Annotated in this window: 2 protein-coding genes; both read left to right on the top strand. The window is 74.8% G+C overall.

Annotation, left to right across the window (positions count from 1 at the left end):
• Positions 1–703, top strand: a 703-nt coding sequence (locus ACFV4N_RS29650) for a phosphopantetheine-binding protein (protein ID WP_499675911.1), incomplete at its 5' end; no start/stop codon positions are given.
• 8 nt (positions 704–711) lie between these two features.
• Positions 712–14,406: amino acid adenylation domain-containing protein (locus ACFV4N_RS29645; protein WP_499675912.1), on the top strand; the 13,695-nt coding region annotated here is incomplete at its 3' end.

Raw genomic sequence — 14,406 nt, 5'->3', positions numbered from 1 at the left:
CAACCGGCCCGGCCTGACCGCCTCCCGGTTCGTCGCCAACCCCTTCGGGGAGCCCGGCGAGCGCATGTACCGCAGCGGCGACCTCGCCCGCTGGGGTGATGGCAAGCTCGACTACCTGGGCCGAGCGGACCAACAGGTGAAGATCCGCGGGTTCCGGATCGAACTCGGTGAGGTCGAAGCCGCCTTGAGGGCGCATCCCCACGTCTCCCAGGTCGTTGTAGTGGTGAACGAACACCGCTTGGTGGCGTACTTCGTGCCGGACAAGCCGACTACGGCATCGGAGCTGCGCGAGCACACGACCAGGGTCCTGCCCGACCACATGGTCCCGGCGGCGTTCGTCGCACTGGAGAAACTGCCGTTGACCGCGAACGGCAAGCTGGACCGCGTCGCGCTCCCCGCGCCCGAGCGCGACGCGGTCACCTCCACCGACTACGTGGCACCCCGCACCGAGACCGAGGCCGCCCTCGCCGGGATCTGGGCCGACGTGCTCGGGGTCGAGCGGGTCGGCGTGGAGGACAGCTTCTTCGCGCTCGGCGGCGACTCGATCCGCAGCCTGCACATCACCTCCCGCACCAAGGCGGCGTTCGACGTCGACCTGTCCCCGCGTGACGTCCTCACCGCCCGCACCGTGGCCGCCCTGGCCGACCTGGTCGAGGAACTGGTGCTCGCGGACCTCGAAGCCCTCGCCGACACGGAAGCGTGACCGCAAAGATGACCACGTCCAAGGACGACCGGATCTCCGCCCTGCCCGCGCACCTGCGGGACAAGCTGCGCCAACGGCTCGCGGGCAAGGTGGCGGCCACCGCGCCGCGCGCCGACGGGATCCCGCCCGCGCCGCGCGACCGGCCGCTGCCGCTGTCCGCCGGTCAGCAGCGGCTGTGGTTCCTGGCGCAGTTCCAGCCCGACAGCACCGAGTACACCAGCGCGCTGGCGCTGCGGCTCACCGGCGCGCTCGACCTCGACCGGCTGACCGCCGCGCTGCGCGGCCTGGTGCGGCGGCACGAATCGCTGCGCACGACGTTCGACCAGGTGGACGGCCGCCCGGTCCAGGTCGTGCACGACGACGTCGAGCCGGCCGTGGTGCCCGTGGCGGACCTGAAGGCGGAGCTGGACCGGCCGTTCGACCTGCGCCGGGGGCCGCTGTTCCGGGCGGCGCTGGGGCGCGAAGCCGACGACGCCCACCTGCTGCTGCTCACCACGCACCACATCGTGGTGGACGGCTGGTCCCTCGGGCTGCTGGCCGAGGAGCTGGGCGCGCTGTACCGGGGCGAGGAGCTGCCCGCGCCGCGGTTGCAGTACGCCGATTACGCCGTGTGGCAGCAGAGCAGGCCGGTGGACGTCGGGTACTGGCGCGAGCAACTGGCCGGTGTGGTCCCGCTGGAGCTGCCCACCGACCGGCCGCGACCGGCCGAGCGCACCTCCGCGGGCGCCGCGCACGAGCTGACCGTGCCGCGCGACCTGGCCGACCGCCTCGCCCGGCTGGCCAGGGACAACGAGACCACGCTGTTCACCACCCTGATGGCGGCCTGCCAGCTGCTGCTGGCCCGCTACGCCGGGCAGGACGACGTCGCGGTGGGCACCGTGACCAGCGGCCGGGACCGGCCGGAGCTGGCCGGCGTGGTCGGCTTCCTCGTCGGCACCGTGGTCATCCGGTCCACTGTGGACACCTCGTGGTCGTTCGCCGAGTTCCTGGCGCGGGTCAACCGCACCGCGCTGGACGCGTTCGCGCACGGCGACGTGCCGTTCGACCGGGTGGTGGAGGCCGTCGGCGCGCCGCGCGACCCGAGCCGCACGCCGCTGTTCGACGTCATGGTGGTGCTCCAGAACGCCGGGCGCGCGTTGCCCGAGCTGCCGGGCCTGCGGGTCGAGGAGCACCCGCTGACCCGCGACCAGGCGAACTTCGACCTGAGCATCGACTTCACCGCGGGCGACGAGGGCCTGCACGTCCTGGTGGAGTACAGCACCGAGCTGTTCGACGCGGCCACGATCGACCGGATGGGCCGGCACCTGCTCACCCTGCTGGCCGGGATCACCGAGGACCCGCACCGGCCGATGGCCCGGCTGCCGCTGCTGCTCGGCGACGAGCCGGACGGCCGGGGCCGCGAGCTGGACGTGCCCGCCACCACGTTCCCGGAGCTGTTCGAGGCGCAGGCCGCCCGCACCCCCGGCGCGACCGCGCTGGTGTGCGGCGACGACCGGCTGACCTTCGCCGAGCTGGACGAGCGGGCGAACCGGCTGGCCCACCACCTGGTGGCCGAGGGCGTCGAGCCCGAGCAGGTGGTGGCGCTGTCGCTGCCGCGCGGCGTGGACGCCGTGGTCGGCATCCTGGGCATCCTCAAGGCCGGCGCGGTGTACCTGCCCGTCGACCCGGGCCTGCCCGAGGCGCGCCGGGCGCACCTGCTCGGCGACTCCGGCGCGGTGCTGGTGATCGACGGGCCGGTCGACGCGTCGGCGTGCGCGCCCACCAAGCCGGTGGTGCCGGTGAGCCCGGCCAACGCCGCCTACGTCATCTACACCTCCGGCTCGACCGGCCTGCCCAAGGGCGTCGTGGTCGAGCACCGGCAGCTCGTGCAGCTGTTCCACAACCACGTCACCGACTTCGCCCGCGAGCACCTGCGGGTGGCGCTGTCCGCGGTGTTCTCGTTCGACACCTCGTGGGAGGGGCCGCTGCTGATGGCGGCCGGGCACGAGCTGCACGTCCTCGTCGACGAGGTGCGGCTGGAGCCGACCGCGCTGGTGGAGTACGTGCGGGCCCACCGCATCGACTTCCTCGACCTGACCCCCTCCTACGTCCGGCAGCTGCTGCCCGCCGGCCTGCTCGACGGCGAGCACAAGCCGAAGGTGCTGATGCTCGGCGGCGAGGCCCTGGGCGCGGCGCTGTGGCAGGAGCTGGCCGGCGCGGACACGCGGGCCTACAACTTCTACGGCCCCACCGAGACCACGGTCGACGCGGTGTCCACGCCCGTGGTCGGCGACCGGCCGGTCATCGGCCGCCCGCTGGCCAACCTGACCGCGCGGGTGCTCGACGAGGAGCTGCGACCGCTGCCGGTGGGCGTGCCCGGTGAGCTGTTCATCGCGGGACCGCAGGTCGCGCGCGGCTACCTCAACCGGCCCGGCCTGACCGCCGACCGGTTCCTCGCCGACCCTCATGGCGAGCCCGGGTCCCGCATGTACCGCACGGGCGACCGGGTGCGCTGGCTGGCCGACGGCACCCTGGAGTACCTGGGCCGCAACGACGACCAGGTCAAGGTCCGGGGTTACCGGATCGAGCTGGGCGAGGTGGAGGCCGCGCTGCTGGGCCACCCGGACGTGCGCGAGGCCGCCGTCGTCGTCCGCACCGACCACGACCACCCCCGGCTGGTCGCCTACGTGGTCGCCGACGCACCGGCGGACCTGCGCGAGCACCTGCGCCGGTCGCTGCCGGAGTACCAGGTGCCGTCCGCGTTCGTCGAGCTGGACCGGCTGCCGCTGACGCCGAACGGCAAGCTGGACAAGGCCGCGCTGCCCGCGCCGGAGGTCACCGGCGACGGCGGGTTCGTCGCGCCCCGCACGCCCGTCGAAGCCGAACTGGCCCGCATCTGGGCCGAGGTGCTGGGCGCGGAGCGGATCGGCGTCGAGGACAACTTCTTCGCGGTGGGCGGCGACTCGATCCTGTCCATCCAGCTCGTGTCCCGGGCCCGGCAGGCCGGGCTGCGCCTGACCTCGCGCGACGTGTTCCGGCACCAGACCGTGGCCGAACTGGCGCTGGTCGCGGGCGCCGAGGCCGAGGCCGTGCCGGAACGGGTGTTCACCGGTCCCGCGCCGCTGACCCCGATCCAGCGCTGGTTCTTCACCGAGCACGGCCCGCTGGCGCACTACACCATGACGCTGCTGGTGGAGCTGGAACCGGGCGTGGACGCCGAGGCGCTGCGGGCCGCCGTGCACGCCGTGGTGGCGCACCACGACGCGCTGCGGCTGCGGTTCCGCGAGGTCGACGGCCGGTGGGCGCAGGAGGTCGCCCCCGGGCAGGCCGACGTGTTCCGGGTCGAGCGCGACGCCGACCCGGAGACCGCCGCGCGCGAGGCCCGGCGGGGGCTGGACCTCGGGGACGGGCCGCTGCTGCGCGCCGCGTTCTTCCCCGGCGAGCGGCCGGAACTGCTGCTGACCGCCCACCACCTGGTCGTGGACGGCGTGTCGTGGCGCGTCCTGCTGGGCGACCTGGAGCGGGCCTACCGGGGCCTGCCGCTGGACCCGGTCGGCACGCCGTTCACGCAGTGGGCGCACCTGCTGGACGAGCACGTGCGGTCCGGCGCGCTCGACGGCGCGCGGGACCACTGGGACGCGCTGCCCGAGCCCGAGGCGCTGCCCGTCGACCGGGACGGCGCGAACACCGAGGGCTCCGCCCGCTCGGTGGCGGTGCGGCTGGACCGGGAGACCACCGAGGCGCTGCTGACCGCCGTGCCGCCGGTCTACCGGACGCAGGTCAACGACGTGCTGCTGAGCGCGCTCGGCCACGCCCTGGCCGAGTGGACCGGGCGGGACGCGGTGAGCGTGGCGCTGGAGGGCCACGGCCGCGAGGAGCTGCTGCCGGGCGTGGACCTGTCCCGCACGGTCGGCTGGTTCACCACCCAGTTCCCGGTGGTGCTGCCGGTCCACCGGGACGAGGCCGGCACCGAGTGGGGCCGCACGCTCAAGGCGGTCAAGGAGGCGCTGCGCGCGGTGCCCCACAAGGGCCTGAGCCACGAGGCGCTGGGCGGCTCGCGGCTGCCGGAGATCTCGTTCAACTACCACGGCCGGTTCGACGTGGCGGGCGGCGGCTTCTACCGGGGGCGCCGCGACGCGGTCGGCCCGGACGTGGACCCCGACCGGGCGAGGAGCCACCTGATCGACGTGGTCGGCCTGGTCGAGCGCGACGAGCTGGAGCTGTCCTGGCACTACTCCGCCGAGGTGCACGACGAGGCCACCGTGCGGCGGCTGGCCGAGCGGGTGCTCGACGGGCTGCGCGAGGTCGTGGCGCACTGCGCCCGACCGGGCGCCGGCGGGCGCACGCCGTCCGACTTCCCGCTGGCGCGGCTCACCCAGGAACAGGTGGACGCCGTCGCCGGGCCGGACGTCGAGGACGTCTACCCGCTCACCCCGCTCCAGGCGGGCATGGTGTTCCACAGCCTGGTCGAGCCCGGCGCGTACGTGGACCGGATGCGGCTGGTGCTCGACGGCGTCACCGACCCGGCCGCGCTGGAGCGGGCGTGGCAGCGGGTCGTGGACCGCACGCCCGTGCTGCGCTCCAGCGTGGTCTGGGAGGGCCTGGACGAGCCGGTGCAGGTCGTCCACCGGGACGTGCGGCTGGCGTTCGGCCCGGTGGAGGGCGACTTCGACCTGTCGGCGGCGCCGCTGCTGCGGGTCCGGGTCACGCCGCTGGGCGGCGACCGGGTCGAGCTGGTGTGGTCGTCGCACCACGTGGTCCTCGACGGCTGGAGCACCGCGCAGGTCTTCGGCGAGGTGCTGGAGCACTACCGGTCGATCACCACCGGCGAGCCCGCGCGGCTGCCCGCGCGGCGGCCGTTCCGCGACTACCTGCGGTGGCTGGCCGAGCAGGACCGGGCCGAGGCCGAGGCGCACTGGCGCGCCGCGCTGGCCGACGTGACCGGACCGACGCCGCTGCCGTTCGACCGGCCGCCGACGGGGGCGCACCGCGCCGAGGCCACCGGATCCGTGGGGTTCTCCCTCGACCTCGGTGACGCGGCGCAGCGCGCGGGCCTGACCGTGAACACGGTCGTGCAGGGCGCGTGGGCGCTGCTGCTGGCCCGCGCCTCCGGCGAGACCGACGTGGTGTTCGGCGCCACGGTGTCCGGCCGACCGGCCGAGCTGCCCGGCGTCGAGTCGATGGTCGGCATGCTGATCAACACCGTGCCCGCGCGCGTCGCGGTGGACCCCGCCGCCGAGGTGGGCGCGTGGCTGCGCGACCTCCAGGCCGCGCAGGGCGAGGCGCGGCGGTTCGACCACGCGTCGCTGGCCGAGATCCAGTCGTGGGTCGGCGCGCGGCTGTTCGACAGCGTCGTGGTGTTCGAGAACTACCCGTTCGAGCGCGACGGCGCCGGGCCGCACGTGGTCGAGGTGGACGCGGTGGACAACACCACGCTGCCGCTGGCGCTCACCGCGTCGCTGACCGACCGGCTCAACCTGGACCTGGCCTACGACCCGGAGCTGTTCGACGCCGCCACCGCGCGGCGGCTGGCCGGGTGGCTGCGCGACCTGGTGACCGCGATCGCCGCCGACCCGTCGGCGCGCGTCGCCGACCTGCCGTGGCTGTCCGAGGCCGAGCGGCGGCAGGTGCTGGTCGAGTGGAACCGCACCGCGCTGGAGACGCCCACCTCGCTGTACCCGGAGGTGTTCGCCGAGCAGGCCCGCCGCACGCCCGACGCGACCGCGCTGGTGCACCGCGGCCGGTCGTGGACGTTCGCCGAGGTGGACGCCCGCGCCAACCGGCTGGCCCACCACCTCCTCGCGCGCGGCGCGGGCCCGGAGCGGGTCGTCGCGCTGCGGCTGCCCCGCTCGGCGGACCTGGTGGTGGCGGTGCTGGCCGTGCTCAAGGCGGGCGCGGTGTACCTGCCGATCGACCCCGGGCTGCCCGCCGGGCGCGTCGAGCTGCTGCTGCGCGACGCCGCGCCCGCGCTGGTGCTGGACGGGCTGCCGGACACCGCCGGCCTGCCGGACACCGCGCCCGACGTGGCGCTGCGGCCCGAGCAGGCGGCCTACGTCATCTACACCTCGGGTTCGACCGGCACGCCCAAGGGCGTCGTGGTCGAGCACCGGCAGCTCGCGAACCTGTTCCACGCCAACCGGCACGACCTGATGGGCGAGCCGCTGAAGTTCGCGGTCACCGCCACGTTCTCCTTCGACACCTCGTGGGAGGGCCTGCTGTTCCTGGCCGCCGGGAACGAGCTGCACGTCGTGGACGACGAGCTGCGCCTGGACCCGGACGCCCTGGTGGCGTACGTGGCCGAGCACGGCATCGGGATGCTCGACCTGACCCCGACCTACGCGCGCCAGCTCGTGCGGGCCGGCCTGCTGGGCAGCGGGCTGCGCGCCCTCATGCTGGGCGGCGAGGCCGTGGACGAGGCGCTGTGGCGGGAGGTCGCCGCGTCGCCGGTGCGGGGCTTCAACTACTACGGGCCGACCGAGGTGACCGTCGACTCGGTGGCCACCCCGATCACCGGCGACCGGCCCGTGATCGGCCGCCCGCTGCACAACCTCGCCGCGTACGTGCTCGACGCCGACCTGCGGCCGGTGCCGCCGGGCGTGCCGGGCGAGCTGTTCCTCGCGGGACCGCAGGTCGCGCGCGGCTACCTCGACCGGCCCGGCCTGACCGCGCAGCGGTTCCTGGCCGACCCCTTCGGTCCCGCCGGGTCCCGCATGTACCGGACGGGCGACCGGGTGCGCTGGTTGGCCGATGGCACCTTGGCCTACCTCGGTCGGGGCGACGACCAGGTGAAGATCCGCGGGTTCCGGATCGAGCTGGGCGAGGTCGAGGCGGCGCTGGCCGCCGTGCCGGGCGTGCGCGAGGCGGCCGTGGTGGTCCGCGACAACCGGCTGGTCGGCTACGTGACCGGCGCGCCGGGGACCGACGTGCGGACCGCGCTGGCCCGCGACCTGCCGGACTACATGGTGCCCTCGGCCGTGGTGGCGCTGGACGCGCTGCCGCTGTCGCCGAGCGGCAAGCTGGACCGCAAGGCGCTGCCCGAGCCCGACTTCTCCGGCGACCACGTCGAGCCGCGCACCGAGGCGGAGCGCGTCGTCGCCGGGGTGATCGCCGACGTGCTCGGCCTGGAGCGGGTCGGCGCGACGGACGACTTCTTCGCCCTCGGCGGCGACTCGATCCTCAGCATCCGCGTGACCTCGCGGCTGCGCGCGGCGTTCGGCGTGCAGCTGTCGCCGCGCGCGGTGTTCGACCACCCCACGGTTTCCGGGCTCGCCACCGCGGTGTCCGGAAGGGCAGGAGTGGACGCCATCCCGGTGATCCCGCGCGATGGCGTCCACGCCCCCCTCGTCCACGAGCAGTCGCCCGCGCAGAAGCGGCTGTGGTTCCTGGACCAGTTCGAGCCGAACAGCACCGAGTACGTCACGCCCACGGCCCTGCGCCTGCACGGCCCGCTGGACCTCGACGCGCTGCGCCGCGCGCTCAACGGCCTGGTGGCGCGACACGAGTCGCTGCGCACCACCTTCGACGACGGCGTGCAGGTCGTCCACGAGCCGCGCGAGGTGCCGCTCGTGGTCGAGGACGCGCCGTGGGAGGACGTGCTCCACCAGGAGGTGAGCACGCCGTTCGACCTGCGCCGCGGCCCGCTGCTGCGGGTCCGGCTGGTGCGGGTGGCGGCAGAGGAGCACGTGCTGGTGCTGACCCTGCACCACATCGTCACCGACGGCTGGTCCACCGGTGTGCTGGCCCGCGACCTGGGCGCGCTGTACGCGGGCCGGGAGCTGCCGCCGCCGCCGGTGCAGTACGTGGACTACACGGCCTGGCACCAGGCCCCGCCGGTCGACTACTGGGCGGAGCGGCTGGCCGGGGTTCCGCCGCTGGAGCTGCCCACCGACCGGCCGCGCGCGGCGGTGCGCGGCACGGCGGGCGCGATGCACGGGTTCACCGTGCCCGCGCCGGTCGCCGAGGCGCTGAAGTCCCTGGCCGCGAGGCGCGGCGACACCCTGTTCACCGCGCTCGTCGCGGCCACCCAGGCGCTGCTGGCCCGCTACACCGGGCAGGACGACATCGCGGTCGGCACCGCGGTCTCCGGGCGCGGCCGGGCCGAGCTGGACGACGTGGTCGGCCTGTTCGTCAACACCGTCGTGCTGCGGTCCGCGGTGGACCTCCGGTCGTCCTTCGACGAGTTCCTGGCGCGGGTGCGGACCACCGTGCGGGACGGGTTCGCGCACCAGGACGTGCCGTTCGAGCGGGTGGTCGAGGCGGTGCGCCCCGACCGCGACCCGAGCCGCAACGCCCTGTTCGACGCCATGGTGCTGCTCCAGAACACCGGCGACGAGGTGCCGGAGCTGCCCGGCCTGCGGGTGGAGGAGGTGGGGCTGCCGCTGCTGACCTCGACCTGCGACCTCACCTTCGAGTTCGGCGAGACCGGCGGCGAGCTGCGCGGCGCGGTCGAGTACAGCACCGACCTGTTCGACGCCGGCACGGTCGAGCGCATGGCCCGGCACCTGGTGGCGCTGCTGGCGGGCGTCACCGCCGACCCGGGCCGGCCGCTGGCCGAGGTGCCGCTGCTGCTCGGCGACGAGCCCGACGGTCGCGGCGAGGTGGTGGAGGTCCCGGGCACCACGTTCCCCGAGCTGTTCGAGGCGCAGGCCGCCCGCACGCCGGACGGGACGGCGCTGGTGTGCGGCGCGGAACGGCTCACCTTCGCCGAGGTGGACGCCCGCGCCAACCGGCTGGCCCACCACCTCCTCGCGCACGGCGCGGGCCCGGAGCGGGTGGTGGCGGTGTCGCTGCCGCGCTCGGCCGACTCCGTGGTGGCGATCCTGGCCGCGCACAAGGCGGGCGCGGTGTACCTGCCGGTCGACCGGGACCTGCCGCGCGAGCGGGTCGAGTACCTGCTGGCCGACGCGAAACCGGTGCTGGTGCTGGACGAGGTGCCGGACCTGGGCGCCTGCCCGGCGGACCGGCCGGGGGTCGACGTGCGGCCGGACCAGGCCGCGTACGTGATCTACACGTCCGGTTCCACCGGCAGGCCCAAGGGCGTGGTGGTGGAGCACCGGCAGCTCGCCAACCTCTTCCACGACCACCGCGACGCGTTCGGGCGGTTCGGCCGCCTGCGGGTCGCGCTCACCGCGGTCTTCTCCTTCGACACCTCGTGGGAGGGGCCGCTGCTGATGGCGGCGGGCCACGAGCTGCACGTGATCCCCGACGACGTGCGGCTGGAGCCGGACGCCCTGGTCGAGCACGTCCGGTCGCACCGGATCGACTTCATGGACCTGACCCCGTCGTACGCGGGCCAGCTCCTGCCCGCCGGGCTGCTCGACGGCGAACACAAGCCGAAGGTGCTGTCGCTGGGCGGCGAGGCGCTGCCCCCGGCGCTGTGGCGGGAGCTGGCCGACGCGCCCACCGCCGCGTTCAACTACTACGGCCCCACGGAGGTGACCGTCGACTCGGTCGCCACGCGGGTGGCCGGCGACCGGCCGCTGATCGGCCGCCCGCTGCGCAACCTCGTGGCCCGGGTGCTGGACAAGGACCTGGGGCCGGTGCCGGTGGGCGTGCCGGGCGAGCTGTTCCTGGCCGGCCCGCAGGTCGCGCGCGGCTACCTCGACCGGCCCGGCCTGACCGCGCAGCGGTTCCTCGCCGACCCCTACGGGGAACCCGGTTCGCGCATGTACCGGACCGGTGACCGGGTGCGGTGGGTCGGGGACCAGTTGGAGTACCTGGGTCGCACCGACGACCAGGTCAAGGTCCGGGGCTTCCGGATCGAGCTGGGCGAGGTCGAGGCCGCGCTGCTGGAGCACCCGGACGTGGCGCAGGCGACCGTGGTCGCGCACGCGCACAACGGGCACCAGCGGCTCGTGGCCTACACCGTCGGCGGTGCGACCGACCTCCCGGCGTGGCTGAAGCAGCGGCTGCCGGACTACCTGGTGCCGTCCGCGTTCGTGCCGCTGGACACCCTGCCGCTGACGCCGAGCGGCAAGGTGGACCGGCGGGCGCTGCCCGCGCCGACGTTCACCGCCGAGGCCGGTTACGCGGCGCCGGCGGCGGGCGTGCCCGCGCGGCTGGCGGAGATCTGGGCCGAGGTGCTGGGCGTCGAGCGGGTCGGCGCGCGCGACAACTTCTTCGCGCTGGGCGGCGACTCCATCCTGTCCATGCAGGTGGTGTCGCGGGCCCGCCAGGCGGGGCTGAAGCTGACCTCCAAGGACATCTTCCTGCGGCAGACGGTCGAGGACCTGGCGCTCGCGGTGACCGAGCACGCCGGGCAGGCCCACGAGGTCGTCACCGGGCCGGTGCCGCTGACCCCGATCCAGCGGTGGTTCTTCACCGAGCACGGCCCGCTGGCGCACTACACCATGTCGGTCGTCGTGGAGCTGGGCGAAGTCGAGCCGGGCGCGGTGCGCGACGCCGTGCGGGCCGTGGTCGCCCACCACGACGCGCTGCGCACCAGGTTCACGCGGGTGGGCGGCGAGTGGCGGCAGGAGGTCGCCGGGACCGGGGACGCCGAGGTGTTCCGGGTCGCGGTCGACGACCTGCGCACCGAGGCCGAGCGGGCGCGGGCGTCGCTGGACCCGCGGCGCGGCCCGCTGCTGCGGGCGGTGCTGTTCGACGACGGCCGGCTGTTCCTCACCGCGCACCACCTCGTGGTGGACGCGGTGTCGTGGCGGATCGTCCTGTCCGACCTGGAGACCCTGCTCGCGGGCGGCGCGCTCCCGCCCCGGACCACGGCGTTCGCCGACTGGGCGCGGCGGCTGGACCGGCACGTGCTGGACGGCCGGTTCGACCACGCCCTGCCGCACTGGGCCGGGCTGCCGGTCGAGGAGCCCGTGCCGACGAGCGCCGGCACCGCGCGCAGCGTGTCGGTGCGCCTGGGCCGGGCCGAGACGGACGCGCTGCTGCACGCCGTGCCCGAGGCGTACCGGACGCAGGTCAACGACGTGCTGCTGACCGCGCTGGCGTCGGCGTTCGGCGGCCGCGCGCTGGTGGCGCTGGAGGGCCACGGCCGCGAGGAGCTGTTCGACGGCGTGGACCTGTCGCGCACGGTCGGCTGGTTCACCGCCCAGTTCCCGGTGTCGCTGGAACTGCCCGGTGGCGACTGGGGCGACGCGCTGAAGGCGGTCAAGGAGCAGTTGCGGGCGGTGCCCGACAAGGGCCTGAGCTACGAGGCCCTGAAGTACGGCGGCCGGGACCTGCCCGGCGCGCTGCCCCGGGTGTGCTTCAACTACCTGGGCCAGTGGGACGACGAGGTCGCCGAGGCCGACCACGGCGGCGAGGTGCCCGACGACTTCGCGCGCGGCCACCTGCTGGACATCACCGCCGCCGTCGCGGCGGGCGAGCTGGTGCTCGACTGGGAGTTCTCCACCGAGACCCACGACGAGGCCGAGGTGCGGGCGCTGGCCGAACGGGTGCTGGACGCGCTGCGGGCGATCGCGGAGTTCTGCGCGCGGCCGGGCTCGTGGGGCCGCACCCCGTCGGACTTCCCGCTGGCGCGGCTCACCGCCGAGCAGGTCGACCGGATCGCCGACCGCGACGTGGAGGACGTCTACCCGCTCACCCCGCTCCAGGCGGGCATGCTGTTCCACGCCCTGGTGGACGACGGCACGGCCTACCTCAACCAGACGCGGGTGCGGCTGACCGGCGTGACCGACCCGCGCCGGCTGGGCGAGGCGTGGCAGCGGGTCGTGGACCGCACCCCGATCCTGCGCTCCGGCGTGGTCTGGGAGGGCCTGGACGAGCCGGTGCAGGTGGTGCGGCGCGGCGTGCGGGTGCCGATCTCGTACGAGGCGGTGACCGACGAGCTGGTCGCGGCCGACGCCGAGGCGGGCGTGGACCTGGCCGGGCCGTCGCTGATGCGGCTGGTGGTCGGGCGGGTGTCGGACACCGAGGTGGACCTGCTGTGGACCTCGCACCACCTCGTCCTGGACGGCTGGAGCACCGCGCAGGTCTTCGGCGAGGTGCTGGCCGAGTACGCCGGTGACGCGCCGACCCCGCGCCGCCCGTTCCGCGACTACCTGGCGTGGCTGGCCGAGCAGGACCAGGCCGCCGCCGAGGCGCACTGGCGCGGCGTGCTGGCGGGCGTGGAGTCGCCGACGCCCCTGCCGTTCGACCGGGCGCCCGAGCAGGCGCACCGCGCCGAGTCGTCCGCGCAGGTCGTGCTGGACCTGCCGGTCGACCGGCTGGACGCGGTGGCCCGCCGCCACGGCCTGACGGTGAACACCCTGGTGCAGGGCGCGTACGCGCTGCTGCTGGCGCGCACCGCCGGGCAGTGGGACGTGGTGTTCGGCAGCACGGTGTCCGGCCGGCCGGCGGAGCTGCCCGGCGTCGAGTCGATCACCGGCATGTTCATCAACACCGTGCCCTCGCGCGTGGTGGTGGAGCCGGGCGCGGTCGCGGTGGACTGGCTGCGCCGCCTCCAGGAGGAGCAGGCCGAGTCGCGGCGGTTCGACTTCGTGTCGCTGGCCCAGGTGCAGCAGTGGGCGGGCACGCGGCTGTTCGACAGCCTGCTGGCGTTCGAGAACTACCCGGTGGACAAGGACGCCCCGGACGGCGCGCCCGCCATCGGGGACGTGGACAGCCTGGACACGACCACCTACCCGCTGACCGTGCGGGCCTACGCGGACGACTCGCTGCACGTGGAGCTGACCTACGACCCGAGGCTGTTCGACGCGCGCACCGTCGAGGTGCTGGGCGAGCGGCTGACCCGGCTGCTGGACGCGCTCGGCGCGGACCCGCTGCGGCGGGTGGCGGAGCTGCCGTGGCTGTCCGACGCCGAGCTGGAGCAGGTCCTGGTGTCGTGGAACGGCGCGGAGCCGGCCACGCCGGTGGCCGACACCATCCCGTCGCTGTTCGCCGCGCAGGCGGCGCGCACGCCGGACGCGGTGGCCGTGACCTGCCGGGGCGAGTCGCTGACCTACCGGGAGCTGGACGAGCGGGCCAACCGGCTGGCCCACCACCTGGTGGCGGCCGGCGCGGGACCGGAAACGCTGGTGGCGTTGAAGTTCCCGCGCTCCCTGGACCTGGTCGTGGCCGTGCTGGGCGTGCTCAAGTCGGGCGCGGCGTACCTGCCGATCGACCCCGACTACCCCGCCGACCGCGTCGCCTACGTGGTCGCGGACGCCTGGCCCGTGCTGACCCTCCAGAAGCTGCCCGACCTGGCCGGGCTGCCGACGACCCCGCCGGACGTGGTGGTGCGGCCGGAGAACAAGGCGTACGTCATCTACACGTCCGGTTCGACGGGCAAGCCCAAGGGCGTGGTCATCCCCCACGCCAACGTGGTGCGGTTGATGACGCGGACCGAGCAGTGGTTCGGCTTCGGTCCGGACGACGTGTGGACGCTGTTCCACAGCTACGCGTTCGACTTCTCGGTGTGGGAGCTGTGGGGGCCGCTGCTCTACGGCGGTCGGCTCGTGGTGGTGCCGTTCGAGGTGTCCCGCTCCCCGCGGGACTTCGCCCGGTTGATCCGGGACGAAGGCGTCACGGTGCTCAACCAGACCCCTTCCGCGTTCTACGCACTGCTGGCCGAGGCACCCGAGCTGCCGTCGGTGCGGTACGTCGTCTTCGGCGGCGAGGCGCTGGACGTGCGCAAGGTGACGGCGTGGCGCGGGCCCGGCGCGCTGATCAACATGTACGGGATCACCGAGACCACCGTCCACGTCACCTGGACCCACGCCGACGGCACCATCGGCGTGCCCATCCCCGACCTGCGCGTCTACGTGCTGGACGAGGACCTG

The organism is Actinosynnema sp. NPDC059797, from assembly GCF_042732085.1.
In the GTDB taxonomy this organism is placed as follows: domain Bacteria; phylum Actinomycetota; class Actinomycetes; order Mycobacteriales; family Pseudonocardiaceae; genus Actinosynnema.
The sequence above is the reverse complement of the archived record's forward strand: the minus strand, read 5'-3'. Positions and strand labels throughout refer to the sequence as shown.